A 26,405-nucleotide genomic window follows, 5' to 3' on the forward strand; every position below is an offset into this window, starting at 1 on the left:
ATCCCATCTAGGGTGGCGATTTCCACGCCGCAACGGTGCTGATCGACGTCATGACGACAAACGGGATAGCCGCCAAAGGATTGCAGGGCGGGTCCGGGTGCGATAGGCGGCGCGAACGCGATTGAAGGCCCGGCCGTTGGCGCCCGTCATGTGGGGTTGTGTGAAGAAACCTATCCATTTCCTGCTCGCGGCCAGCCTTCCCTTCCTGAGCACAGGAACGCCGTTGCTCGCTCAGAAGCTGGCGACGCCAGCGGCGGGCCCGCCCTTGCAGGGCGACGCCCCTACCCCGGCGAACGAGGATGAGATCACCTTTGCCGCCGACAGCCTGTCCTATGACGACAGTAGCGAGGTCGTCACCGCGACCGGCAACGTCCGGATGATGCGGCAGGGCGATCGTCTGCGCGCCGACAAGGTGGAGTGGAATCAGAAGACCGGCGTGGTCCGAGCCAATGGCAATGTCGCGGTGGTCAATTCCGGCAACGATACGGTCTATGGCGATTCGGTCGAACTGACAGATTCGCTGCGCGACGGCGTGATCGAAAATCTGCTGATCGTACTCAATGATGGCGGCCGGCTTGCCGCTGTCCATGGCGAACGCCGCAATGGCGTGTCGACCCTCAACAAGGCGGTATACACGCCCTGTTCGGTGATCGACAGTGGCGGATGCCCCAAGGAGCCGATCTGGAAGATCAGCGCGGTCCGCGTCGTCCACGATCCGGCCAAGCATCGCATCAGCTATGACGGCGCGCGGATCAGCTTCCTCGGCGCGCCGATCCTCTGGCTACCCGGCCTTTCGCATCCCGATGGCAGTTCGGGCGGCGGATCGGGCCTTCTTCTTCCCGATATCCGCTATAGCCGCACCAACGGCGCCGAATTCAGCCTGCCCTATTATATTCAGCTGGCGCCCAACCGCGATCTCACGATCACCCCGCACATCTACACCAAGGTGCTGCCGGCGATCGAAGCTCAATATCGCGCGCTGACCGACAATGGAGCCTGGCAGGCGACGGGCATGCTGACCTACAGCTCGCGCTTCGCAGCAACGGCGGGCGGCATCGCGGCACCGAACGGCAATCGCGACATTCGCGGCTATATCGACGCCAACGGCCGTTTTCAGTTCGGCCCGGACTGGACGCTGTCGGGATCGCTGCGCGCGGCCAGCGACCGTACCTTCCTGCGCCGTTACGATATCTCGCGCGACGACCGGCTCCGCAACCAGATCAACGCCGAACGGATCACCGCCAGCAGCTATCTGTCGATCAAGGGTTGGGCGGTGCAGACGCTGCGGACCAACGACCCGCAGGGGCAGCAGCCGATTGCCCTGCCCGCCATCGACTTTCGTATGCGCCTGACAGATCCGTGGGCGGGTGGCATCGTTCAGCTTCAGGCCAATTCGCTCGCTCTGCTGCGCACCAACGGCCAGGACACGCAACGCGCCTTTGCCGGCGCGCAGTGGATGTTGCGGCGCTACACCCCGATGGGCCAGGAGGTCTCGCTGACCGCTTATGCCCGGGGCGACATCTATCATACCGATCAGGTCGGCCGGACGACCACGGTGGTCTATCGCGGCAATCCAGGCTGGACCGGACGGGGCATAGCCGCGCTGGCCGCCGATGTTCGCTGGCCGCTGATCGGCGAGTTCCTCAACGGATCGCAGCGCATCACCCCGCGCGTCCAGATCGTCGCCAGCCCCAAGACGCGCAACCTGAGCCTCCCCAACGAGGACTCCCGGTCGATCGATCTCGAGGATTCCAACCTTTTCGCGCTCAACCGCTTCTCGGGCTATGATCGCTGGGAGGACGGCAGCCGGATCACCTACGGCGCCGAATGGGCGGTCGATGTCCCCGGCATCTCCTTCGCCACCGTGATCGGCCAGAGTTACCGGCTGACCGACAAGCCCAGCCTGCTGCCGGTCGGCACCGGCCTGTCGGACCGGCTGTCGGACGTCGTCGGCCGGACTACGCTGAAATATGGACGATTCCTCGAATTCACCCACCGGTTCCGGCTCGACAAGGACAATTTCGCGATCCGCCGCAACGAGATCGACGCGACGATCGGCACGAGCAGGACCTACGCGATCGTCGGCTACCTCAAGCTGAACCGCAATGTGACCCCCGGGATCGAGGATCTTCGCGATCGTGAGGAGGTTCGTCTGGGCGGCCGAATTCAACTCGCGCGCTACTGGTCTGTGTTCGGGTCGACCGTGGTCGACCTGACGAGCCGCAAGGAAGATCCTCTTACGCTTTCAGATGGTTATCAGCCGATCCGCCATCGGCTCGGTATCCTGTATGATGACGACTGCATCGAGCTCGGCGTCACCTGGCGGCGCGAATATGACGCAATCGGAGACGCCCGCCGCGGCAATACCTTCCTGTTGCGGCTGGCGCTCAAGAATTTGGGCCGCTAAGCGTGCATTCAGCGGGCGCGTGTCAGGAGACGCCCACCCCATATGATTGAGGATGTGACTAGGTGCGTGGAAAGAAGCTGAGCCAGGGCAAGTTTCTCCTGTTGACCGTCGTAGGTGCGGTGGCGCTGTCCGCGCCGCTGATCGGCCAGACGGTGCCGAATGAGGATGACATTTCCGGTGGGCTCAACATTCCCAAGGACGTCACGGTCTTCGGCAATCGCGATCCCAACGTCCGCACCGCGACGGCGATCGTCAACGGCACCATCATCACCCAGACCGACGTCGATCAGCGTCTCGCGCTAGTGATCGCTGCCAATGGCGGCCGCCTGCCCGATGAGGAGAAGGAACGGCTGCGACTCCAGGTGCTGCGCAACCTCATCGACGAGACGCTGCAGATCCAGGAAGCCGCCGCGCAGAAGATCGAGGTGTCGCGCGAGGAAGTGCAGCAGACCTTTGAGCGCGTTGCCGCCAATTTCAAGAAATCGCCCAAGGAGTTCAGTAAGTTCTTGCGCGATCAGGGCGCATCGGACGCATCGATCAAGCGTCAGATCGAGGGCGAGGCCGCATGGCGCCGGGTGCTGAGCCGCCGGGTCGAGCCGTTCGTCGCGGTCAGTGAAGACGAGGTCAACGCTATCATCGCGCGCCTCAACGCGTCCAAGGGCGCGAACGAATATCATGTCGGTGAAATCTTCCTCTCGGCGACTCCCGAGACGATGGGCGATGCGCTGGCCAACGCGGAGCGGATCATCGATCAGATCCGCAAGGGCGCGTCCTTCCCCGCCTATGCCCGCCAGTTCTCCGAGGCATCGACCGCCGCGGTTGGCGGCGACCTTGGCTGGGTTCGCGCCGAACAGCTCCCCGACGCGCTGTCAGGCGTTCTCGGCCAGCTCAATTCGGGGCAGATCAGCCAGCCTATCGCGGTACCCGGCGGATATTCGGTCATCGTCCTGATCGACAAGCGCCAGGTGCTGGGCACGGATCCTCGCGACGCGATGCTCTCGCTCAAGCAGCTCACCATCGCCTTCCCCGCCGGCATGACCCAGGCGCAAGCCGGTCCCAAAGTCGAGGCCTTCGCCAAGGCAGTCCAGACGATTCAGGGCTGCGGTACCGCCAACGACATCGCCGCTTCGGTAGGCGCCGACGTCGTTCAGAATGATTCGATGAAGATTCGCGACCTTCCGCCGCAGCTGCAGGATGTGATGCTCAACCTGCAGGTCGGCCAGTCGACCCCGCCCTTCGGATCGCTGGCCGACGGCGTCCGCGCACTCGTGCTGTGCGGCCGCGACGATCCGCCGCCGACCGCCGGCCCTTCATTCGAGCAGATCCAGTCGCAAATCGAGCAGGAACGCGTGAACCGGCGCGCCCAGCGCTATCTTCGCGATCTCCGTCGTGACGCGGTCATCGAATATCGATGAAGCGATGGAGATAAGCCCGCTCGCCATAGCCTTGGGCGATCCCGCCGGAATTGGCCCGGAAATCGTCGCCAAGGCGTGGGATGCGCGCGGGCAATATGGGCTGGCCCCCTTCTTCGCGGTCGGCGATCAGAGGTCGATCGAAGCGGTGTGGTCGGGGCCGATCCAGCTGATTACCAGCCCGGACGAGGCGGTCGGCTGTTTCCAGCAGGCGCTGCCGCTGATCCAGATCGAAGATACCGGCCTGATCATCCCCGGCGAACCCGACCTCGCGGGCGCACGTTGCGCGCTCGATTCGCTCGAGCTTGCCGCTGGCCTGGCGCGATCGCCGATGGTCAGCGGGCTCGTGACCGCTCCGGTGGCGAAGGCACAGCTTTACGCGATCGGGTTCGCCCATCCCGGCCAGACCGAATTCGTCGCCGAGCGCTGCGGCATCGCGGCGTCTAACGCGGTGATGATGCTGGCGGGGCCAACCTTGCGGGCCGTGCCGATCACCACGCACATGCCGCTGCGCGATGTCTCCGATTATGTGACCGTTGATCTTATCCTCGCGAAAGCGCGCGCCACCGAGCGCGGGCTCGCCAAGAATTTCGGGATCGAGCGCCCGCGCCTCGCGATCGCCGGCTTCAATCCGCATGCCGGCGAAAAGGGTGCGATCGGCCGCGAAGAGATCGAACTGATCATTCCCGCAGTGGAGATTCTGCAGGCTGAAGGTGTCGACATCGTCGGTCCGCTCGCGGCCGACACGATGTTCCATGCCCGCGCCCGCGCCCAATATGATTGTGCGCTGTGCCTTTATCATGATCAGGCGCTTATCCCGCTGAAGACGCTGCATTTCGACGAGGGCGTCAACATGACCCTCGGCCTGCCGATCGTGCGCACCGCGCCCGATCATGGCACCGCCTTCGCGATCGCCGGGCAGAACAAGGCCAATCCCGGCGCGATGATCGCCGCCATCGCGCTTGCCGCAGAAGCCGCGCGGAACCGCCTTATCTACATATGACCGGGACATTGCCGGATCTGCCGCCGCTGCGCGAGGTCATCGCGCGCCACGGCCTGAGCGCGAACAAGGCGCTTGGCCAGAACTTCCTCCTCGATGGGCAGCTTCTCGACCGGATCGCGCGTGTGCCGGGCGATCTGTCGGGCCAGATCGTCTATGAGGTTGGCCCCGGGCCGGGCGGACTGACCCGGGCTTTGCTGGGTGCGGGCGCGCAGGTAATCGCGGTCGAGCGCGACGATCGCTGCATGGCGGCGCTCGAAGAACTGAACCAGGCATCGGGGGGGCGGCTGCGGGTCATCCCGGCGGACGCGATGAAGATCGACGAACGCGCCGAGACCGGCGACGGCGCCCATATCGCCTCCAACCTGCCCTATAATATCGGCACGGCGCTATTCGTGCGCTGGATGACGCTCGACGCCTGGCCCCCTTGGTGGCGATCATTGACGCTGATGTTCCAGAAGGAAGTCGCTGAGCGAATCGTCGCCAAGCCGGGCACCCCCGCTTATGGGCGGCTCGCCGTGTTGGCGCAGTGGCGCGCGAAACCCGTTATCGCGATGAACGTCCACCGATCGGCGTTCGTGCCGCCGCCCAAGGTGATGTCGGCAGTGATTCACGTCGTGCCGGGCGAACAGCCTGAGGGCGTGTCGATCGGCATGGTCGAGGCGCTGACCGCTGCAGCCTTCGGCCAGCGGCGCAAGATGCTGCGCCAAAGTCTCAAGGGCGTGAAAGGCGCGGTCGAGGCGCTCGGCGGCGTGGGCATCGATCCTGAACGCCGCGCCGAAACCTTGTCGGTCGATGAGTTCGTATCGCTGGGCCGAGCGCTTCAGGCGCAGCAATAGTCATCATCCCGGCTTTCGCCGGAATGATGAGCAGGCTTTATTTCTCGCCCGCGGTACTCTTTTCCTGGCCCTTGGGCGGAACCTTGTCGCTGTTCTGCGCAGCAACGACGGCGGGCGGCGGGCCCTTCGCGATCGCGGCGGCGAGCTGGGTCGCGGGTGCGCAGTCGCCCTTGCACAGCGTCTTCACACGGACAAGATTGGCGCGGGCACGCTCGACGGCGCCCTTCTGGACCATTGCCTCGCCCTGCGCCGACAGCGCATTGACGTCATTCGGCTCGAGCGACAGCGCCTCGAAATACATCCGGATCGCCTTGCCCGGCAGCTGCTGCGCCTGCGCCACGCGGCCGAGCGCGACAAAGGCGCTGCGGTTGCGCGGATCGATCGCGAGCGCGGTTTCCAGCGCATCATTGGCTTCGGACAGGTTGCCGGCCTTCAGCGCGGCCTGACCCTGCGCCAGCAGCGCGAGCGACCTGGGATTGATCTGATCATCGGCCTTCTGGCCGTTCACTCCGCTCGAAACCGCCAACAGTGTCAGCGACAAAGCAATCGCAACAGGCGAAAAACGCATCAAAATCTCCACTACAGAAGCATAACGCCTCTCTATCATGCGCGGCGTAGCCTTGCGACGAAAAAGCCGTCGGTGCCATCATGGGCGGGGCTCAACAGCTTACCGGGACCAAGATAGCGCCCGGGGGTAAAGATGTCCCGTTCTGGGGTGAAGCCGATACTCCGGGCCAGGAAAGCGGCGATCTGCCCCGCACCTTCCTCCTCGATCAGCGAGCAGACCGCATAGACCAGCGCGCCGCCCGGCTTGACCAGCTGGGCCGCGATATCGAGCAGGCCCGATTGGGTTTCAGTTAATTTGGCAAGCCGGTCGGGTGTCAGCCGCCAGCGCGCCTCGGGATTGCGCCGCCAGGTGCCGGTGCCCGAGCAGGGCGCATCGACCAGCACGACGTCGCACTGTTCCTCAAGATCGCCCAACACATTCGCTTCACGGCCGGGATCGAGCAGACGGCTCTCGATGAAGCCGGCATCGACACGTTGCGCGCGCGGCGGGAGCCGCGACAGCCGGGCGCGGTTGGTATCGCTCGCGATCAGCCGGCCCTCGCCGCCCATTGCATCAGCCAGCGCCAGCGTCTTGCCTCCCGCGCCGGCGCACAGATCGAGCACGGTCATGCCCGGCCGCGCCCGCGCCGCCAATGCGATCAATTGGCTGCCCTCGTCCTGAATCTCGATCAGGCCGTCGAGCCAGGGCTGGGTCGCCTCGACCGCACTCCCCTCCGGCAGCCTCAATCCGTTCGGCACGTGCGGGGTGGGAACGGCGTCGGGCAGCATTGCGGCAACCGCATCGCGATCGGTCTTGCGGCTGTTGACGCGGATGTCGAGAGGCGCGCGTTCGAGCAATGCCGCATGTTCGCTGCGGTCGATACGCTTGGCTAGCCAGCGCGGCAGGACGCCGGGCCTGGTGCTGACCTCGTCGTCGGTGATCGGCGCCGGCGTGTGCGGCGATCCGTCGAAGGCCGCCGCAAGTTCGCTGTCTTCGCGGGCGAGGCCGATCAGCGCCGCCCGGCCGTGCGCCGGCGGATCGCCCGCACGGCGAATCGCGCGGTAGACGAGATCGCGGATCGCACGGCGATCCTTCGATCCCGCATAGCGCCGTGTCTTGAAGTAGCGGGCGATCAGCGTGTCGGCCGCGGCCCCGCCGTCACGTGCGGCGACGATGATCTCGTCGAGCAACTCTATCGCGGCCTGGGCGCGCCCTCCCGGCCTCATCAGGTCCTACCGTGTCGGATAATTGGGCGCCTCGCGGGTGATCGATACATCGTGCACATGGCTTTCCTGCAGGCCCGCATTGGTGATGCGGACGAATTTGGCGCGCTTCTGAAGGTCGGGGATCGTCTTGGATCCGGTATAGCCCATCGCCGCCTTCACGCCGCCGACAAGCTGGTGGATTACGTCGCGGGCCGGCCCCTTATAAGCCACCTGCCCCTCAATGCCTTCGGGAACCAGTTTCATCTGGTCCTTGATGTCCTGCTGGAAATACCGATCCGCGGACCCCCGCGCCATGGCGCCGACCGAGCCCATGCCGCGATAGCTCTTATAAGCGCGGCCCTGATAGAGGAAGGTTTCGCCCGGAGCTTCCTCGGTGCCGGCAAGGAGCGACCCGACCATCACGCACCCAGCGCCGGCGGCAAGCGCCTTGGCGAGATCCCCCGAAGTGCGCAGCCCGCCATCCGCGATCACGGGGATGCCAGACTTGGCGGCCTCCTCGGCCGATTCCATCACCGCGCTAAGCTGCGGCACGCCGACGCCGGCGACAACGCGCGTGGTGCAGATCGATCCCGGGCCAATCCCGACCTTGATCCCATCCGCGCCCGCGTCGATCAGGGCGCGGGTCGCCTCGGCGGTGGCGACATTGCCGGCAATGACCTGAACCGAATTGGACAGGCGCTTCACCCGCTCGACCGCGCGGGCGACATCCTTGTTATGGCCGTGCGCGGTATCGATCACGATCAGGTCGCATTCGGCATCGATCAGCGCTTCGGTGCGCTCGAAGCCCTTGTCACCGACTGTTGTAGCGGCTGCTACACGCAGGCGGCCAGTCCCGTCCTTGGTGGCGTTGGGATAGGTAACGGCCTTCTCGATATCCTTGACCGTGATCAGGCCGACGCAGCGATAACCGTCGTCGACGACGAGCAACTTCTCGATCCGGCGCTGGTGCAGCGTGCGGCGCGCTTCTTCCTGCGAGACTCCGGTGCGGACGACGGCGAGGTTCTGGCTGGTCATCAGCTCGGCAACCGGCTGATTGGGATTTTCGGCGAAGCGGACATCGCGATTGGTCAGGATGCCGAGCAGCTTGCCGTCGGCTTGCACCACCGGAATACCGGAGATGCGGTGCCGCGCCATCAGCTCAAGCGCGTCGGACAATGTCTGCTCCGGGCGCATCGTGATGGGATTGACCACCATACCCGATTCGAACCGCTTGACCGCGCGGACGGCGGCGGCCTGCTCCTCGACGGTGAGATTACGATGGAGAACACCGAGGCCGCCAAGCTGCGCCATCACGATAGCCATGTCGGCTTCGGTGACGGTGTCCATCGCCGACGATAGGATCGGGATATTGAGCCGGATCGCCTTGGTCACATGGGTGGCGGTGTCGGCCTGACTCGGCAGCACATCCGATTCGCCGGGCCGGAGGAGCACGTCGTCGAAGGTGAGGCCGAGGCTGATGTCCATGAAGTCGAATCCCCGCGAGGTGGTTAAGGATTCGAGGCCATATATGTCGAGCGGCCCGCGATAACCAGCCCGTGCTTGCCTTATTTGTAATAACAATAACGGCCGACACCCGGGAGGATGTCGGCCTTCCTGGAACTAGGCGTTCGAGCGCCTATTCCTCTCCGTGGATGATCACGCGGTTCCGGCCGCCATTCTTGGCGTTGTAGAGCGCTTCGTCGGCGCGGCGGAGCATGTCCCCGTCTGCTTCACCGGGCAGAAGCTGCGCGATGCCTGCCGAAAAAGTGACGGTGCCGAGCGGCTCGCCATTGGTCTTGGAGACCAGATGCCGGCCCGACAGTTCGTCGCGGATTTCGTCGACCCGCATCGCCGCGCGCCGCGCCATGATCCCGTCGAACAGGATCAGGAACTCCTCGCCGCCGAAGCGGCCGACGAAAGCGTCCTCTCCGGCGCCATCGGTCAATGCGTCGGCCACCATCTTGAGGATGCGATCGCCAGTGTCATGGCCGAAATTGTCATTGATCTTCTTGAAATGATCGATGTCGCAGAAGGCGACCGACAGCGGCGTACCCTCTGCCTGCGCCTGCGCCATGGCGCGGACGAGCCGCGACTGGAAAGCACGGCGGTTGGCGAGGCCGGTCAGCGGATCGCTCTCGGCGACCGCCTGGGCCTCAGCGAGGTCGCCCTGGAGAGATTCCATCTGCGTGCCCATCTCGGCGAGACGGCGCTCGGCATTCTGGGTCTTGTCGATCATCGTCCGGGTCAGTTCGACCATCAAACCGAGCGCGCGGGTGGCCGACTCGCCGCCGGCATCGAGCGCCCCCGCACCCTTGTCGAGGGCGCTGCCATAAGCCTTGGCATCGGTCCGCGACTGGCCGACCAGGCTGGCAGCAAGCGTCATGCTCTGGTGCGCCTGATCGATCAGCTTCTCGACCAGCTCGCTCGACACCTGGTTGGCGGCCGCGTCGGAGATCTCTTCCGCGACATTCGCTAGCAGCACACCGTCACGGGCGATCGCGGCCTCGACCGCGACGACCAGTTCGGAATTGTGCCCACCTAGATACTGATAGGCGAGATCATAGTTGACGGGTGTCGGATCGAGCGGGTGCGCCTTCAGGAACCCGCCGATACGGAAAAACAGATCGTTGGCTGGCGCCGGTTCGGCGCGCGCAGCGACCATTGCCGGTGCAGCAGGGGCAGGAGCGGCAACGGGCTCGGCAGTGCGGCCCAGCAGGGTGTCCAGGCTCCAGCCCTTGCGGCCAGCGGAGGAAGGTGGCTTCGATTCGAACATGGTTATCCGCCCAGAAGAGTAGGCGACCGGCTTAGTTCTTTGGTCTTAATTTTCCGCCCAGCGATCATGGTAAAGATTTGATGTCCGGCTTTACCCACCCGCGGCGCGCGGCAACCGAAAACAGCACATCGCGACTATAGAAATGCAGCGGCCAATCGCGCTGTCCCTCGGACGATTCAAGGAGACTATTGACGCGGTCGACCAGCGTCACGTCAGGGCAGCGCGCCAGCCAGCTGCGTACCCCTGCGATGAAGCTGTGGGTTATCGTGTCATGATAGCCGCCCTGATCGTCGTTCAAGCCACCGACCGCCTCGTTATATCCGCCGATGATCGCGCGCATGTCCGTGTCCGGATCGATATCGGGACACTCGGTGATGATCCACAGGCAGGCGGCGAGATGCGCCTCATGGGTCCATGCCTCCTTGGGCAGGCTGCGGTCGAGCAGGCCATGGCCGATATGGCGTACGCTTTCGTCATCCGCGAACAGGCGCGGCTTTTCCTGACCGGTCATCTTCCTACTCCAAATACAAGAAGGGCGCCCCCGCCGAAGCCGGGGCGCCCTCCTGAAAGCCGAGAGGCTCCTGTGGATGTGGTCAGGCCGCCTTCGGTGCCGCCTGACGAACGCCTTCGTCGACATGATCCGCGAATTGCGCGAAATTCTCGATGAACTGGCCGACGAGGTTCCGGGCCGTCGCGTCATAATCGGCCTTGTCTGCCCAGGTGTCACGCGGCTGCAGGATCTTGCTGTCGACCCCGGCAACCGCGAGCGGGACGCGGAAACCGAAATTGGGATCGACGACGAACTCGGCGTCGTTCAGGCTGCCGTCGAGCGCGGCGTTGAGCAGCGCGCGGGTAGCCTTGATTGGCATGCGGTTGCCGACGCCATATTTGCCTCCGGTCCAGCCCGTGTTGACCAGCCAGCAATCGACGCCACCCTTGGCGATCCGCTCTTTAAGCAAATTGCCGTAGATCGAGGGATGGCGTGGCATGAACGGCGCGCCGAAGCAGGTCGAGAAGGTAGCCGAAGGCTCGGTCACGCCGATTTCGGTGCCTGCAACCCGCGCGGTATAACCCGACAGGAAGTGGTACATCGCCTGTTCGGGGGTCAGCTTCGCGATCGGCGGCAATACGCCATAGGCGTCGGCGGTCAGGAAGATGATGTTCTTCGGCACCGGCCCCAGATTGTCCTTCGACGCATTGGGGATGAAATCGATCGGATAGGAACCGCGGCTATTCTCGGCCAAACTGTTGTCGTTGAAGTCGAGTTCGCGGGTGTCCGGGTCGATCACGACATTCTCGAGCACCGTACCGAAGCGCTTCGAGGTCGCGTAGATTTCCGGTTCGGCCTCAGGCGAAAGATTGATCATCTTCGCATAGCAGCCGCCTTCGAAGTTGAAGACCGCCTCGTCCGACCAGCCATGCTCGTCGTCGCCGATCAGGGTACGGCTGGCGTCGGCGGAAAGCGTCGTCTTGCCGGTGCCCGACAGGCCGAAGAAGACCGCGGTGTCGCCCTTGGGGCCGATATTGGCGGAGCAGTGCATCGGCATCACGCCGGCGACCGGCAGCTTGTAATTGAGGATGCCGAACACCGACTTCTTCATCTCGCCCGCATAGCGCGTGCCGCCGATCAGGATCAGCTTCTCGGTGAAGTTGACCGCGATCACCGTCTCGCTGCGGCAACCGTGGCGCGCGGGATCGGCGGCGAAGCTCGGCAGGTCGATGATCGTGAATTCGGGCACGAAGCTCGCCAGTTGGGCGGAGTCAGGGCGCACCAGCAGGGTGCGGATGAACAGGCTGTGCCAGGCGAATTCGGTGATCACGCGGGTGTTCACCCGATGCGCGGGCTGCGAACCGCCGAAGAGGTCCTGGACGAAAAGGGTGTCCTTCGTCTTGAGATGCGCGAGGAAATCCGCCTTCAGCGTAGCGAACTGCTCGGGCGCCATCCCCTTGTTGGTCTTGCCCCACCAGACAGTGTCCTCGGTCTCGGCGTCGCGGACGATGAACTTGTCGTTGGCCGAACGGCCGGTGTGAGCGCCTGTCTTGACGACGAGCGGACCATCCTTGGCGAGGATGCCTTCGCCACGCTGCACGGCCATTTCGACCAGTGGCGCGGTTCCGAGATTCCAGTGAAGCCTGGCGACGACATCAAGTCCCTGCTTGTCGAGGCCAAAGGCGGGCGTGAGCTGAGGCACGATATTCTCCTATTCGGGTGAGCCCCCCGGTTACGGGAGTGCTCTCCTAATGTAGCCCGAGCAGGTCCCCCATCTTGGCGGGGGCCTCCTTCGCGCCTTTATCTTTCCCATCGCGCATAGTTTCAAAGGCGGTCATCGTAAAGGGGTGCGCAGCACGGTTGAACGGGCGGGGGGGCTGCGCTAGGCAGGGCGCGCAATTTCCGGGCCATGGCGTGTAGGCCATTATCACAAGCAGGAGGCCATCCGGTCCCATGACGCCCACGATCGCACTGGTCGATGACGATCGCAACATCCTGACATCGGTATCGATCGCGCTGCAATCCGAAGGTTTTACGGTGCGCGTCTATTCGGATGGCGAAGCCGCGCTCAAGGCATTGCTGGACAATCCGCCCGACCTCGCGGTGCTCGACATCAAGATGCCGCGGATGGACGGGATGGAGCTGCTCCGGCGGTTGCGCGAGAAAAGCAGCGTGCCCACGATCTTCCTCACCTCCAAGGATGACGAGCTCGACGAAGCGCTCGGCCTTGCGATGGGCGCGGACGATTATATCACCAAGCCCTTTTCGCAGCGGCTGCTGATCGCACGGATTCGCGCTATTCTTCGGCGCACCGAGGCGCGCGCGCAGCCCGACGACCAGCCCGACGCGCCGCCCGCCGAAAAGATCGTCCGCGGCCGCCTCGCCATGGACCCGGCGCGCCACCGGGTGCAATGGAATGGGCAGGACGTGACGCTGACCGTCACCGAGTTCCTGATCCTCGAAGCGCTCGCCCAGCGCCCCGGCTTCGTCAAATCGCGCGATCAGCTGATGGACACCGCCTATCAGGACGATGTCTATGTCGACGACCGCACGATCGACAGCCACATCAAGCGGCTGCGCCGGAAATTCCGCCAGGTCGACAACGAGTTTAAGGCCATCGAGACGCTGTACGGCGTGGGATACCGCTTTGCTGAGGAATGACAGCGCCCTCGGCACGCCCGAGGCGGCCGCGCGCACGTCGCTCACCACCCGCATCCTGGCGGTCAATATCTTCGCGCTGGCGATGCTGGCGGGCGGATTCTTCTATCTCGACAGCTATCGCTCGCAGCTTATCGACGCGCGGCTGGAAGAAACCGCAACCCAAGTGCGGCTCATCGCCGAAGCCTATTCGGTGACGCCACCCGCCGGCCGGCCCGCTTTGCTCGCCAAATTCGGGCTGCTCACCGATACACGGCTGCGCGTCTATCACTATCCCGATCCCGGCGCGCCGGCTACCGGCATCAACGTTGCCTTCGATAGCTGGTCGATGTCGGGGCGAACCTATGATCTGCGCGATCCCAGTCAGGAAGAATGGCAAAAGCGCGTCGCACGGTTTCTCGACCGCTCGATCGACGTGATCGTCGCCGCCGACCGCCCCCCAAATTATCTGGAACCTCATCCCGACACCCTCGCCGCCTGGCCGGAGGCGCTGACGGCACTGCGCGAGCGCAACATCGTGACCGCGGTGCAACGTGCTCCCGATCGCACCCCGATGATCATCGCGGCGATCGACGTGCGTGGGACTCGAGGTAGCGGCAATGTGCTGTTGTCGACCGAGAATCAGCGCGACATCACTCGGATCGTTCGCGCCGAGCGGCTCCGCCTCGGGGTCGTCCTGCTAATCGTCGTGTTAGTGTCGGTAAGCCTGTCGCTATTCCTGGCGCGGACGATCGTGCGCCCGTTGCGCCGGCTGGCGCTCGCGGCACATCACGTGCGTCTTGGCCGCGCGCGCGAGGTCCAGGTGCCGCGCCTGCCCGAACGCCGCGATGAGATCGGCACGCTGGCGCGGGCCCTGTCCGATATGAGCTTCGCCATCCGCCAGCGGATCGACGCCACTGAAGCCTTCGCGGCGGACGTCACGCACGAACTTAAGAACCCCCTCGCCTCGCTGCGCTCTGCGGTCGACAGCCTTGGCCTGGTCCAGGACCCCGGGCTTCAGAAGCAGCTGATCGACGTCATCCGCGACGATGTCGGCCGGCTCGACCGGCTGATCACCGACATCGCCGAAGCGTCGCGGGTCGACGCCGAGCTCGCCCGCGCGCGATTCGAATCGATCGATCTGGGAATCATGATCGAAGGGCTGCTGACGACACGCGAGGAGCGCGGCCGCAATCGTGAGGTCCGCGTCGCGTTCGCCCGGCCTCACCGTGGCACTGCCGTCGTGTTCGGCGACGGCTCGCGGCTGACCCGCGTCGTCGAGAATCTGGTCGAGAATGCGGTGTCCTTCTCGCCGCCGGCCGGGCTCGTTCAGGTTGCAGCCACGCGCGATGGCGATGATGTCGTGATTCGGGTGGAAGACGAAGGGCCCGGCGTGCCGCCCGAGGCGCGCGAGGCAATCTTCAACCGCTTCCACAGCGACCGCCCGGAGGGCGAGCAGTTCGGCCGTCATAGCGGCCTGGGCCTCGCCATCGCCAAGGCAATTGTCGAGGGTCATAATGGCACGATTATCGCAACCGACCGGGATAATGCCCCTACAGGCGCCAGATTCGTGATTCGCCTGCCGGCCTGGAGCCGCTGACGGTGGCGAACGCCAACCCGCTGCACGCAACCGGCGTGATGATCGGTGGGCGGGTGCTGCTGCTCGTCGGGGCACCGGGGCGCGGCAAATCGGATCTGGCGCTGCGCTTGATCGATCGCGGCGCGCTGCTGCTATCGGATGACTATACTCATCTGACCGCGCGCGACGGCGCTCTTTACGCCAGTCCACCGGCGACGATCGCCGGCCAGATCGAGATACGCGGCGTCGGTATCGTCGACATCGCCTTTGCCGGCGAGGGACCGGTCGCGCTGGTTCTCGACTTGGACAACCCACCGGAGCGGTTGCCCGACGAGCCACTGGCGATGGCCGAATATTGCGGCGTGGCGATCCCGACCCTCCCAATCGCGGCCCTTGAGGCATCGGCGCCGATCAAGGCCGAGTTGGCGCTGCTTCGTTATGGGCTCCGAGGAGCCTCATGACCAGGAAGCCCGGCCCGCGCCGTATATTGTTCGTCACCGGCATGTCCGGATCGGGCAAGAAGACCGCGCTCAAGGCGCTCGAGGATATGGGCTGGGAAACCGTCGACAATCTGCCGGTGTCGCTGCTCGATCGCCTGCTCGCCGCAAGCCCGCCCGAAGGAAGCCATGACGACGGTCGCCCACTCGCGCTGGGGATCGACAGCCGGACGCGGGATTTCGACAGCCGACAGATCGTCGGCCGCGCTCAATCGCTGCGCGACGGCGGCCGCGATACCTCGATCCTGTTCCTCGATGCGTCGGGCGCCGAGATCACCCGCCGCTATTCCGAGACGCGGAGCCGCCACCCTATGGCGCAGGATCGTCAGATCGAGGACGGGATCACCCTCGAACGGGAGCTTCTCGCGCCGCTGCGCGCCGCCGCCGACGACCTGATCGACACGACCGGCCGGGCGAGCAACGACCTTCAGGCGATGCTGCGCGACCGTTTCGGCGACTCGACCAGCAGCGGCGCGACCTTGACGGTGATGTCCTTCGCCTTCTCGCGCGGCGTGCCGCGCGAGGCCGACCTGATGTTCGACATGCGCTTCCTGCGCAATCCGCATTGGGACCCCGAGCTGCGGCCCCGGTCGGGCCTGGATCCCGAGGTTGCGGAGTATATCGCCGCCGATCCCGCTTATGACGAAGCAAGATCGCGGATCGGCGCACTCATATCGCTGCTGCTCCCGCGCTATGAAGCCGAGGGGAAAAACTATATTACGATCGCCATAGGCTGCACCGGGGGAAAGCACAGATCGGTGCATTTCGCCGAAACCCTCGCAAGTCTGTTGCGCGAGGCGGGATTTTCGCCCACGGTCCGGCACCGCGATTTGACTCAACCGAAGTCGAACGCTCGGGAGAGCACCGTGCCAGGCGAAGGATCATGACCGTTGGATTGTTAGTTGAATGATCGGATTGGTGCTCGTTACCCATGGCCGTCTGGCGGCCGAATTCGTCACCGCGATGGAACATGTCGTCGGGCCGCAGACCGCCATAGAGGCGATCTGCATCGGCCCTGATGACGACATGGAAGGCCGGCGCGCCGATATCGCACGCGCCGTGAAGGCCGTCGACGATGGCTCAGGCGTGATTCTGCTCACCGATCTGTTCGGCGGCACCCCGTCGAACCTGGCTATCTCACTTATGGAGCCGGGACGGGTCGAGGTGATTGCGGGCATCAACCTGCCCATGCTCATTCGGCTCGAGGGCGCACGCAAGATGATGAAGATCAAGGCGGCAGTGGCCGCTGCGCGCGACGCGGGGCGCAAATATATCTCGGTCGCGTCCGAAGTGCTTGGGGAAGCCGCTGCATGACGCTTCAGCGTGAGGTCCAGATTACCAATATCCGTGGTCTGCATGCCCGAGCGAGCGCAAAATTCGTGACGCTGGCGAGTGCGCACAGCGCCGAAGTCGAGGTGGAGAAGGATGGCTCCAAGGTCGCCGGAACCTCGATCATGGGGCTGATGATGCTCGGCGCCGCGAAAGGCGACAGCGTGATCATCTCGGCCAGCGGCGACGGCGCCGAAAAAGCGCTCGCCGCGCTCGTCGAACTGGTCGAGGGCAAATTCGGCGAAGATTAGGTTTCACGCCGTTCGCTGGGACGAACGGATTTTTGATCGAGAGACGATCCCCTGCCCCGCCAGATAACCGCCTTTTCCAATCCGCTTATCAAGCGTGTCCGGTCGCTTCGCGAGAAGCGTCACCGGAAAAGTGAAGGGCTGTTCATTGCTGAAGGCCTGCGCATCCTGACGGAAGCCGCCGACAGCGGCGTTCTCCCCGACATGATCTTCTTCGCGAAGGACGGAGCGGAGCATCCCTTGGCGAAAAGGCTCGTCGATCAGGTAGAAGCCGGTGGCGGCGAAGCAATCGAGACCGATCGCGACATTCTGTCGAAACTGTCGGGCAAGGACAATCCGCAGACGGTGATCGGGGTCTATCGCGAGTTCGACACCTCGCTCGATCGCATCGACCGCGCCACCGCCGATATATGGATCGTCGCGCAATCGCTGCGTGACCCCGGCAATCTCGGCACGATCCTGCGAACGGGTGACGCAGTCGGCGCAGGTGGGCTCATTCTGGTCGACGACTGCGTCGACCCCTTCTCGGTCGAGTCGGTCCGCGCGACGATGGGCGCGCTGTTCACGCAAAGGATCGCTACCACCCGCTGGCCGGAATTCCTCGCGTGGCTCCGCGGCGGACCGGGGCAACTGGTCGGCACCAGCCTCAAAGCGACACAGGATTATCAGGCGCCGCGCTACGCTGCGCCCACCTTCATCCTGGTCGGCAATGAGGCTCAGGGCCTTCCGACCGACTATGAAACTGAATGCGATCTGCTTGTCAGGATGCCCATGCTCGGGCGCGCGGACAGCCTCAATGCCGCGGTGGCGACCGCGGTGATGGCCTATGAGGTTCTTAACCAGCGACGCCCAAAATGAGCGTCGACCGCCCGAATTATATAACTCCTGCCGGCTTTGCCGCGATGCGGGCGCGCTACGAGCTTCTGTTCGGAACCGAACGCCCGGCGCTGGTCGAAGTTATCAGCTGGGCCGCAGGCAACGGCGATCGCTCCGAAAATGGCGATTATATCTACGGCCGCAAGAAGCTGCGTGAGATCGATCGCGAGCTCAGCCATCTGTCGCGGCGAATGAAGTCCGCCAAGGTCGTCGATCCAACCGGACAGGAAGACCGGAGCCGAGTCTATTTCGGTGCGACCGTTACGATCGTCGATGAAGACGATGTCGAACGGGTCGTCACCCTGGTCGGTGAGGACGAGGCCGATGCCGGCCAGGGCCGGATCAGCTGGCGTTCGCCATTGGCGCATGCGCTGAAGGGCGCTGCGGTGGGCGACCTTCGGCGGGTGACGTTGCCGGGCGGGACCCGCGAACAGGAAATTCTTTCGATCCGCTATCCCGACCGCTGAGCCGCTCTACCGGCTGAAAACAAGGGCTTTCCCGATGGTTGTCCCTATACGGATCAGCTGCGCGAAACTTCTCGTCGAAGTTTCGCATCGACTTGGCCCACCGATGAGGTAATTTTAGCGCATGGGTCATGAGGCCATCACGAAGTTGACAGCCCGGCAGCGCGATTGCCTGCGCCTTGTCCTGCACCATATGCAATCGAAGGAGATCGGCCGCCAGCTGGGGATTTCCCCAATGACGGTCGACAACCATTTCCGTAGCGCGATCCAGACCCTCGGCGTCGCGAACCGCCTTGAGGCCGCCCGCCTGCTCGAGGCCTATGAGCGCAACGCTGCCGAAGCGCCTAGTCAGCGGTTGACTAGTCAACCGCAACCGGTTGTTTCCCGGGTAGAAGCGCCCATCATGAGCTCACCGGCAGTTGTCGGTGACAGGCAGGGGGATGGAGTGAGCGCGCTTCGTGAGGACCAGGTTCCATACCGGACCTTTCGTGATGCGGGCATCATCGACTTCCCACTACCCGTCCCTACCAGAGGGAAGCCGCGCAATGACCTGACGATCGCTCAACGCCTGTTCTGGATCGCGATACTGATCTTTGGAATGGGCCTGGGCGCCGGCGCGTTACTGTCTGGCTTCGCCACTTTGACGAACATCCTCCTGGCGCTGAAGCGCTAGGGATTTCCATCAACCCATCGGGGCGCCCGTTCCGGCGCAAGGGGAGAGTCATGTCTAAGAACCGTGATGATGCAACGCTGCGCGTTTATGCCGCATTGGAAGAATATGAGCGCGCGCTCGACATGGCGGCCAAGCACGGCGCCCTGCTGGCTGCGGAGCTGCCGCAGGCGCGCCTCGACGGTAATTTCGCGATGGAGGTGGCACAGGGTGCATTCACCCACTTTTACAACTCGCTCTCGACGATTGTTACGGCGCGCGGGCAAGTCGTAGATGGACATCGCGAGCTTGCGGTGGTGCAGCGCAGATTTAATCTGCCGGTGGTGGCGGGCGGCGAGAAGCTTTCCGCGCGACCCCTTGAAACTGTCGAGAAGCCGCGCCGGGTCGCCTGAACCGATCGGAATACCCTTGACCCCTGCCGGCACTCGGTGGATCGGTTGGGGTCAATGGGTTTCCGGCAAATCTTCTACGGCGTTCTCATCTGGACGATCTTCGTTTACGCTCTCCGTCGCGGCGGTTGGGAAGAACGCCTCGCCATAGCTGGTATAATCGCGAACGCATATCTCACCGTCTTGGTCGCGAGTCCCAAGGCAATTCTGTTTAATCACATCGAAACGCCGATCCTTCTGGTGGACCTTGGTCTACTGGCGCTGTTGCTCTTCATCTCATTGCGATCAGAAAAATATTGGCCGCTATGGATAACTGCGATGCACGCTTTAACGACGCTGGCGCATTTATCGCCCCTTGTTCCCCATATGCAGCCTCTAGGCTATTGGAGAGCTGCCGCATCATGGAGTTGGCCGATATTGATTGTGTTGGTGTTCGGAATACGCGCCCATCACCGTGAACGGTCAATATACTTTCGCCATCAGGGCCGCACTCGGTGATCCGAAAGGCCCCGACGCTCTGTTCGTAACATCGTAGGCCAAGCATGGACTCCGAAGTTTTCCGCCCCATGTTCTATGGCCTCGTGATGTGGGCTTCGGCATTTTACGCGTTCCGCAGGGGCGGTTGGGAAGAGCGTCTCGTCGCCATCAGCATGATCCTCGGCTCTTATATGAGCGCTCTCGTCCCGACGACGCGCGCAAGCTTCGAACATGTTGAAGCATCCATCGCCGTCGTTGACCTATGCCTGTTCGTCTCGCTGCAACTCATCGCGCTGCGTTCAAAGAAATTCTGGCCGCTGTGGATTGCGTCGATCCAAGGTGTGTCGGTGCTCGGACACCTAGCTCCGCTGATCCCAAATATGCAGCCTGCAGCAGCATATAATGCCGTAGCGCTTTGGAGTTATCCGTCGTGGGTCATCCTGGCATTAGCCGTCCGCAGCCATTACCAGAAAATGCCGCTGAAGCACGTTCGGCGGCATTAATGAGCTAGGCCCGAGCACATCCGAATAGAGGCCGGGCGTCGCCGCCCGACCTCCTCATTCCCAGCAACGCACCCTAGTGCCGAACCGGCGTTTCCCCGCCATCGGGTGCCGTCGCGCCTTTGATAGTGAGCGCCAGATCGTCCGCCTCGGTCCAGTCGATCGGCGTGACATGAGCGGCCAACGCGAGCGCTAGAACCTCATCGACATGGCTCACCGGAATGATCTTGAGCCCCTCGCGGATATTGCCGGGGATTTCGACGAGATCCTTCTCATTCTCCTTGGGGATGAGGACGGTGGTGATCCCGCCCCGCAACGCGGCCAGCAGCTTCTCCTTCAGGCCGCCGATCGGCAGCACCCGGCCGCGCAGCGTCACTTCGCCGGTCATCGCCACTTCCTTGCGGACGGGGATGCCTGTGAGGGTAGAGACGATCGCCGTGGTGATGCCGATACCCGCCGAAGGCCCGTCCTTAGGGACCGCGCCCTCGGGCAGATGGATATGAATATCCTTGCGGGCGATCAGGCTCGGCTTCACGCCATAGGCCGGCGCACGCGCCTTGACGAAGCTGAACGCCGCCTGGACGCTCTCCTTCATCACATCGCCAAGCTTGCCGGTCGTGCTGATGCCGCCCTTGCCGGGCACCGTCACCGCTTCGATGGTCAGCAATTCGCCACCTACCTCGGTCCACGCCAGACCCGTCACCGCGCCGACCTGATCCTCTTCCTCGCCGATGCCGAAGCGGAATTTCCGCACGCCGGCAAAGTCGGATAGGTTTTCGGGGGTAATGACTACCCGGCTTTCCTTGCCTTCCAGGATGCGGCGCAGGCTCTTGCGGGCCAGCTTCGCGATCTCGCGCTCCAGCGTGCGCACGCCCGCCTCGCGGGTGTAATAGCGGATCAGGTCGCGCAGGCCTGCGTCAGTCAGCTCAAATTCGTCCGCCTTCAGCCCATGTGCCTCGATCTGCTTGTCGCGCAGGTGCGCCTTGGCGATCTCGACCTTCTCATCCTCGGTATAGCCTTCCAGCCGGATGATCTCCATGCGGTCCAGCAGCGGCTGCGGCAGGTTCAGGCTGTTCGCAGTACACACGAACATCACGTCAGACAGATCGATATCGATCTCCAGATAATGATCCTGGAACTTGCTGTTCTGTTCCGGATCAAGCACCTCAAGCAGCGCCGATGCCGGGTCGCCGCGGAAATCCTGGCCGAGCTTGTCGATCTCGTCGAGGAGGAACAGCGGGTTCGACGCACCGGCCTTCTTCAGATTGGTGACGATCTTGCCCGGCAGCGAGCCGATATAGGTGCGGCGATGACCACGAATTTCGGCTTCGTCGCGCACGCCACCCAGTGACTGGCGCACGAATTCGCGCCCCGTCGCCTTGGCGATCGAGCGACCGAGCGAGGTCTTGCCGACGCCCGGAGGGCCTACGAGGCACAGGATCGGCCCCTTCAGCTTATTCGTGCGCGCCTGCACCGCCAGATATTCGACGATGCGATCCTTGACCTTCTCCAGACCATGATGATCAGCGTCGAGCACAGCCTGCGCCGCCGCGATGTCCTTCTTGAGCTTCGACTTCTTGCCCCAGGGCAGGCCCAGCAGCACGTCTAGATAATTGCGGACAACCGTCGCTTCGGCCGACATAGGCGCCATGGTCCGCAGCTTCTTGAGCTCGGTATTGGCCTTGCTCCGCGCTTCCTTCGACAGCTTGAGCTTGGCGATCTTGGTGGCGAGTTCGGCCAGTTCATCGCCGCCTTCCTCGCCTTCGCCATTACCCAGCTCCCGCTGGATCGCCTTGAGCTGCTCGTTAAGATAATATTCGCGTTGGGTTTTCTCCATCTGCCGTTTCACACGGCTGCGGATCTTCTTCTCGACCTGGAGCACGCCCAGTTCGCCTTCCATCAGGGCGAATGCCATTTCGAGCCGCTTGGCGGGATCCAGCTCGACCAGCAACGCCTGCTTGTCAGCGACCTTGATGGAGATGTTAGCAGCGACCGCGTCGGCCAGCTTCGCGGCATCTTCGATCTGTCCGAGCTGAACCGACGTCTCTGCCGGCAGCTTCTTGTTGAGCCGGGCGTAATTTTCGAACTGGTCGATGACCGACCGCATCAGCGCCGAAATCTCGGTACCTTCGGCAACGGTTTCGTCAATCAGTTCGACGGTAGCGGCGAGATGAGTTTCGTCGCTGCGCAACTCCTGAAGACGGGCACGCTGCTTTCCCTCGACCAGCACCCGAACGGTGCCGTCGGGCAGCTTGAGCAGTTGAAGCACAGTCGCGACAACACCCAGATCGTAAAGCGCGTCACGATCAGGGTCGTCCTCGGCGGGGTCGAGCTGTGCGACGAGGAAGATAGACTTGTCGGCGGCCATAGCCGATTCGAGCGCCGCAACGGACTTTTCCCGTCCAACGAACAGCGGCACGATCATATGCGGGAAAACAACGATATCGCGCAGCGGCAATACGGGCAGATTCTCAGTCATGCAGTCTCCGATCGGAACGCCGCGGGGGCGCAACCTCCGACCCTATATGGGCTCCACTATCTTCAGGATCAATGAACGGCAGGACCAGTTTTGCCGCCAAGTTGTATTTTTGCGCATCTTCGGTAAGCCGCCGCCGTGACGTCCAGAGATTCTAACGACAGCAGCGGGCAGCGCCGCGGCCAGCGCGATGCCAGCATCGACATATTGCGCGGGCTGGCGCTGATCACCATCACGATCAACCACATTACCGGCTTCACCGACCGCATGCACATGGTGGGCATGCAGTTTCCAACCCTGACATTATGGGGTTTTTCGAGCGCGGCGGAGATATTCTTCCTGCTGTCGGGCTACCTGATCGGCGCAGTTTATTTCCGGGCCGACAAGGACCCGTCGGTGCTCAGCTTCGCCGACAAGGTCTGGCGCCGCGCTGGCAAACTCTACGCTTACAATCTCGGGCTGTTCCTGGTGCTGCTGCCGCTCTGTTTGATGTCGGCGGATCTTGCGCGGCTGAGCTTCTACAACTGGTTCATAAAGGGTGGTCCGGCCACGATCGCCGATTTCCTGATCCTGTACATCCAGCCTTACTGTCTCGAAATACTCGTCACCTATATGGTGCTGCTGGCGACCGCGCCGGCCTTCGCCTTTCTGCTCAGACTTCAACCCTTCATGGCGCTTGCCGTGTCGGCCGGGCTTTACTGGTTTGCGCATGAACATGGCTGGTTCAACATCGTCGGCGGCTCGCCGCTCGGCGACTGGCGCTGGAACTTCAATCCCGCGTCCTGGCAACTGATCTTCTTCGGGGCGATGGCTGCCGGACGTTATCGCCTCCTCGCCCGGATGGAACGAAGGGCCGAAGGCGACTGGCGCTGGCTGGTCCCGCCGATCCTGATATTTGCCGGGCTGACCGTCCTGTTTCTTGCGCAGGACTGGCTTTCCTTTCAGGTACAATATCAAAGCAAAATCCGCATCGGGCCCGTCCGCGTCGCCCATGCGCTGTCCGTCTGCTGGCTGATCATGAGCATATTGTGGATGTGGCCGCGCCTGCAGCGGCTCTGGCCGATGCGGCAATGCGCGGTGATCGGGTCGAATTCTCTCCAGACCTTCGTGGTGAGCGTCGCTCTCAGCTACGCCGCCGGTTTTCTCTGGATCGAATATCTCCCGTTCCACGCGGCCTACATCGCGCTGTGTATCGCCAGCGTCGTGCTGCTCGGCAGCTTTGCCAATCTTTACATATGGTGGAAGAGGCGCAGGGCGGCCTGACCCCATCGGAGAACCGCAGCTTGCCATGCGGATAGCCACCCTCCCCTTGCCTTTCACGGCCCCCGCGCGCATGGGAAGCGCCCGAAAAGGAAGTGGGACTCAACATGGTGACGAACTGGACGCCCGACAGCTGGCGCCAACATGAAGCGGTGCAAATGCCGGACTATCCGGACGCGGCGGCGCTCGCTGCGGCCGAGAAGGAATTGTCGGGTTATCCGCCGCTGGTCTTTGCCGGCGAGGCGCGCGAACTGACGGCTACGCTGGCGCAAGTTGCTGCCGGCAAGGCCTTCCTGCTGCAGGGCGGCGACTGTGCCGAGAGCTTCGCCGAGTTCCATCCAAACAACATCCGCGACACCTTCCGGGTGCTGCTGCAGATGGCGGTGGTGCTGACCTATGCGTCGAAGATGCCGATCGTGAAGGTCGGTCGCATGGCGGGCCAGTTCGCGAAGCCGCGCTCGTCCGCGACCGAGGAACAGGGCGACGTCTCGCTACCCAGCTATCGCGGCGACATCATCAACGATATCGCTTTCGAGCCGGCGGGTCGTGCGCCCGATCCGCAGCGGATGATCAAGGCATATAGCCAGTCGGCGGCGACGCTGAACCTGCTTCGCGCCTTCGCCAGCGGCGGCTACGCCAACCTGCATCAGGTCCACGCCTGGACGCTCGATTTCATGAACCGCAGCCCTTGGGCGGCGCAGTACGGCGAAGTTGCGAGCCGGATCGGCGACGCGCTCGACTTCATGGCCGCGTGCGGGATCAATCCCGAGACGGTTCCACAGCTGAAGGGCACGCAATTCTACACCAGCCATGAGGCGCTGCTGCTGCCTTATGAGCAGGCGATGACCCGCGAGGACAGCCTGACCGGCCAGTGGTACGACACGTCTGCGCATATGCTGTGGATCGGCGATCGCACCCGTTTCGAGGGTTCGTCGCATGTCGAATTCCTGCGCGGCGTGGGCAATCCGATCGGTCTGAAGTGCGGCCCGAGCCTCGAGCCTGATGCATTGCTGCGCCTGCTCGACACGCTCGATCCCGCGCGTCAGCCGGGCCGGATCACGCTGATCACCCGCTATGGTCATGACAAGATCGAAAAGCATCTGCCGACCCTCGTCCGCGCGGTGAAGCGCGAGGGGCGTCCGGTCATCTGGTCGTGCGACCCGATGCACGGCAATGTCGTCAAGGCGCCGAACGGCTACAAGACACGGCCATTCGACCGCATCCTCGCTGAGGTCCGCGGCTTCTTCGCCGTCCACCGCGCGGAAGGCACCCATGGCGGCGGCATCCATGCCGAGATGACCGGGCAGAACGTGACCGAGTGCACCGGTGGCGCGATGGCGGTGACAGACGAAAATCTCGCCGATCGCTATCACACGCATTGCGATCCTCGCCTCAACGCGGGCCAGAGCATCGAGCTTGCATTCCTGCTCGCCGAAATGCTCAATCAGGAGATGAAGGAGCGCGATCGGGCAGCAGCCTGATCGCATCTCTCCAACCATCAGTGTAAGCCATGGCTTGACCCACCCGCAGCCGCTAGGTCAATCAAGGTCATGAACGCCGAACCGATCGCCAAACTGACCGACAGCCAGCGCGCTTATCTGCGCCTGGTATTCGCGCATCAGTCGTCCAAGCAGATCGCTCAGACCTTTCACATTTCCGCGCACACAGTCGACAAGCGGCTCAAGGAGGCGATGCGGATCCTCGGCGTCAACAGCCGGATCGAAGCCGCGCGCATCCTGGCGTCGGCGGAAGGCGATCCGTCTCACCGGGAATTGGGGCCCCAATCACCGGACCTAGCGGAAACGCCCGCTTTTCGGCCATCGTTCCCGACAGGGGGCAATGGCAATGACATGGGCACGGCATCTTCGGGGGTCACGCTGCGAGAGGATCTCGCCGGCTATGGCGCTTCCTATCTCGAGGATCGCGGGCTCCCGCTGCCCTTCCCCACGCATGTCCGCCCAAGCAACACCCTCTCCATCCTGCAGCGCGCAGGATGGATGATCGGCCTTATCATTGGACTGGCGATCGCGACCGGCATATTGCTGTCCGGTCTGACTGCGCTGTCGACGCTTTTACTGGCGCTGAAGGGCTGAGCATCGGCTCCGCGACCGGGCAATTTCGCCAGAATTCGAGAACGGCACCGCACGACCAGCAGCACCAAGATGTCGGAGACCCCCTTCGCGTCCGGCATTTTCTCCAGCGCGTCCTGTCCATCGTGCGTCGGCGCGAGACGGGCCGGCCCTCTCCGTTGCCTCCCGCCATGCACAAAGGAGCCGATGCGCATTGTGTACGGGAACGTCAGTTCGCCACCGACCTGGCCAAGACTTCCC

25 protein-coding genes are annotated in these 26,405 nt (G+C 63.5%); 18 read left to right on the top strand and 7 right to left on the bottom strand.

Going from position 1 to position 26,405, the window contains the following annotated elements:
- The first annotated feature begins 160 nt into the window (after positions 1-160).
- The 4 genes from WP12_RS11510 to rsmA all read left to right on the top strand — a co-directional run bounded on the left by WP12_RS11510 (position 161) and on the right by rsmA (position 5,658).
- A complete protein-coding gene (locus WP12_RS11510) occupies positions 161-2,407 on the top strand; it encodes an LPS-assembly protein LptD (protein ID WP_046193891.1) in 2,247 nt (748 codons plus the stop codon).
- Positions 2,408-2,505: 98 nt separating this feature from the next.
- Positions 2,506-3,822: a peptidylprolyl isomerase gene (locus WP12_RS11515; protein WP_235399107.1), complete on the top strand. Its 1,317-nt coding sequence runs from the start codon at positions 2,506-2,508 to the stop codon at positions 3,820-3,822.
- 4 nt (positions 3,823-3,826) lie between these two features.
- The gene (gene pdxA / locus WP12_RS11520) at positions 3,827-4,822 is read left to right on the top strand and encodes a 4-hydroxythreonine-4-phosphate dehydrogenase PdxA (RefSeq protein ID WP_046193842.1); all 996 of its coding nucleotides are present in this window, start codon (positions 3,827-3,829) and stop codon (positions 4,820-4,822) included.
- Positions 4,819-5,658: a 16S rRNA (adenine(1518)-N(6)/adenine(1519)-N(6))-dimethyltransferase RsmA gene (rsmA, locus tag WP12_RS11525; protein ID WP_046193843.1), complete on the top strand. Its 840-nt coding sequence runs from the start codon at positions 4,819-4,821 to the stop codon at positions 5,656-5,658. The genes pdxA and rsmA overlap by 4 nt, the downstream gene beginning before the upstream one ends.
- Before the next feature lie 37 nt (positions 5,659-5,695).
- Here rsmA and WP12_RS11530 read toward each other — a convergent pair whose 3' ends face one another.
- From WP12_RS11530 to WP12_RS11555, 6 genes are all read right to left on the bottom strand, one after another.
- Positions 5,696-6,226 carry a tetratricopeptide repeat protein gene (locus WP12_RS11530; RefSeq protein WP_046193844.1) on the bottom strand — a complete coding sequence of 177 codons (531 nt, stop codon included), beginning with the start codon at positions 6,224-6,226 and terminating at the stop codon, positions 5,696-5,698.
- A gap of 35 nt (positions 6,227-6,261) precedes the next feature.
- Positions 6,262-7,431 (bottom strand): RsmB/NOP family class I SAM-dependent RNA methyltransferase, encoded by a 1,170-nt coding sequence (locus tag WP12_RS11535; RefSeq protein ID WP_046193845.1) that lies wholly within the window; start codon positions 7,429-7,431, stop codon positions 6,262-6,264.
- A 6-nt stretch (positions 7,432-7,437) separates the two neighbouring features.
- Positions 7,438-8,895 (bottom strand): IMP dehydrogenase, encoded by a 1,458-nt coding sequence (guaB, locus tag WP12_RS11540; protein WP_046193846.1) that lies wholly within the window; start codon positions 8,893-8,895, stop codon positions 7,438-7,440.
- 151 nt (positions 8,896-9,046) lie between these two features.
- Positions 9,047-10,183 carry a GGDEF domain-containing protein gene (locus tag WP12_RS11545; RefSeq protein ID WP_046193847.1) on the bottom strand — a complete coding sequence of 379 codons (1,137 nt, stop codon included), beginning with the start codon at positions 10,181-10,183 and terminating at the stop codon, positions 9,047-9,049.
- Positions 10,184-10,247: 64 nt separating this feature from the next.
- A complete protein-coding gene (locus WP12_RS11550; RefSeq protein WP_046193848.1) occupies positions 10,248-10,694 on the bottom strand; it encodes a hypothetical protein in 447 nt (148 codons plus the stop codon).
- A gap of 82 nt (positions 10,695-10,776) precedes the next feature.
- Positions 10,777-12,375 carry a phosphoenolpyruvate carboxykinase gene (locus tag WP12_RS11555; RefSeq protein ID WP_046193849.1) on the bottom strand — a complete coding sequence of 533 codons (1,599 nt, stop codon included), beginning with the start codon at positions 12,373-12,375 and terminating at the stop codon, positions 10,777-10,779.
- 251 nt (positions 12,376-12,626) lie between these two features.
- On the opposite strand from WP12_RS11555, the gene WP12_RS11565 reads away from it, so the two are divergent.
- From WP12_RS11565 to WP12_RS11620, 11 genes are all read left to right on the top strand, one after another.
- Positions 12,627-13,334: a response regulator transcription factor gene (locus WP12_RS11565; RefSeq protein ID WP_046193851.1), complete on the top strand. Its 708-nt coding sequence runs from the start codon at positions 12,627-12,629 to the stop codon at positions 13,332-13,334.
- Positions 13,321-14,910 (top strand): ATP-binding protein, encoded by a 1,590-nt coding sequence (locus WP12_RS11570; protein WP_046193852.1) that lies wholly within the window; start codon positions 13,321-13,323, stop codon positions 14,908-14,910. The genes WP12_RS11565 and WP12_RS11570 overlap by 14 nt, the downstream gene beginning before the upstream one ends.
- Before the next feature lie 2 nt (positions 14,911-14,912).
- Entirely contained in the window at positions 14,913-15,350 is a 438-nt protein-coding gene (locus tag WP12_RS11575; RefSeq protein WP_443027864.1) for an HPr kinase/phosphorylase, read from the top strand.
- Entirely contained in the window at positions 15,347-16,273 is a 927-nt protein-coding gene (rapZ, locus tag WP12_RS11580; RefSeq protein WP_046193853.1) for an RNase adapter RapZ, read from the top strand. Before WP12_RS11575 ends, rapZ begins: the two co-directional genes overlap by 4 nt.
- Before the next feature lie 19 nt (positions 16,274-16,292).
- Positions 16,293-16,700: a PTS sugar transporter subunit IIA gene (locus WP12_RS11585; RefSeq protein ID WP_046193854.1), complete on the top strand. Its 408-nt coding sequence runs from the start codon at positions 16,293-16,295 to the stop codon at positions 16,698-16,700.
- A complete protein-coding gene (locus WP12_RS11590; protein ID WP_046193855.1) occupies positions 16,697-16,966 on the top strand; it encodes an HPr family phosphocarrier protein in 270 nt (89 codons plus the stop codon). The genes WP12_RS11585 and WP12_RS11590 overlap by 4 nt, the downstream gene beginning before the upstream one ends.
- Before the next feature lie 51 nt (positions 16,967-17,017).
- A complete protein-coding gene (locus WP12_RS11595) occupies positions 17,018-17,821 on the top strand; it encodes a TrmH family RNA methyltransferase (RefSeq protein ID WP_046193856.1) in 804 nt (267 codons plus the stop codon).
- A complete protein-coding gene (locus tag WP12_RS11600; RefSeq protein ID WP_046193857.1) occupies positions 17,818-18,306 on the top strand; it encodes a GreA/GreB family elongation factor in 489 nt (162 codons plus the stop codon). Before WP12_RS11595 ends, WP12_RS11600 begins: the two co-directional genes overlap by 4 nt.
- A gap of 121 nt (positions 18,307-18,427) precedes the next feature.
- Entirely contained in the window at positions 18,428-18,976 is a 549-nt protein-coding gene (locus tag WP12_RS11605; protein WP_046193858.1) for a helix-turn-helix domain-containing protein, read from the top strand.
- A 50-nt stretch (positions 18,977-19,026) separates the two neighbouring features.
- The gene (locus tag WP12_RS11610; protein ID WP_046193859.1) at positions 19,027-19,365 is read left to right on the top strand and encodes a hypothetical protein; all 339 of its coding nucleotides are present in this window, start codon (positions 19,027-19,029) and stop codon (positions 19,363-19,365) included.
- A gap of 539 nt (positions 19,366-19,904) precedes the next feature.
- Positions 19,905-20,342, top strand: coding sequence for a hypothetical protein (locus tag WP12_RS11620; protein ID WP_046193861.1), 438 nt, complete (start codon positions 19,905-19,907; stop codon positions 20,340-20,342).
- Positions 20,343-20,415: 73 nt separating this feature from the next.
- Here the strand turns inward: WP12_RS11620 and lon are convergent, their stop codons facing one another.
- Complete coding sequence (lon, locus tag WP12_RS11625; protein WP_046193862.1) at positions 20,416-22,818, bottom strand: endopeptidase La; 2,403 nt, start codon at positions 22,816-22,818, stop codon at positions 20,416-20,418.
- Positions 22,819-22,953: 135 nt separating this feature from the next.
- Here lon and opgC point away from each other — a divergent pair, with 135 nt between their 5' ends.
- The 3 genes from opgC to WP12_RS11640 all read left to right on the top strand — a co-directional run bounded on the left by opgC (position 22,954) and on the right by WP12_RS11640 (position 26,168).
- Positions 22,954-24,078: an OpgC domain-containing protein gene (gene opgC, locus WP12_RS11630; RefSeq protein ID WP_084691110.1), complete on the top strand. Its 1,125-nt coding sequence runs from the start codon at positions 22,954-22,956 to the stop codon at positions 24,076-24,078.
- A gap of 104 nt (positions 24,079-24,182) precedes the next feature.
- Positions 24,183-25,556 carry a class II 3-deoxy-7-phosphoheptulonate synthase gene (locus WP12_RS11635; RefSeq protein ID WP_046193863.1) on the top strand — a complete coding sequence of 458 codons (1,374 nt, stop codon included), beginning with the start codon at positions 24,183-24,185 and terminating at the stop codon, positions 25,554-25,556.
- A 69-nt stretch (positions 25,557-25,625) separates the two neighbouring features.
- The gene (locus WP12_RS11640; protein ID WP_046193864.1) at positions 25,626-26,168 is read left to right on the top strand and encodes a helix-turn-helix domain-containing protein; all 543 of its coding nucleotides are present in this window, start codon (positions 25,626-25,628) and stop codon (positions 26,166-26,168) included.
- Positions 26,169-26,405 lie beyond the last annotated feature (237 nt).

The sequence above is a fragment of the Sphingomonas sp. SRS2 genome (genome assembly GCF_000971055.1).
Taxonomy (GTDB): Bacteria; Pseudomonadota; Alphaproteobacteria; order Sphingomonadales; family Sphingomonadaceae; genus Rhizorhabdus.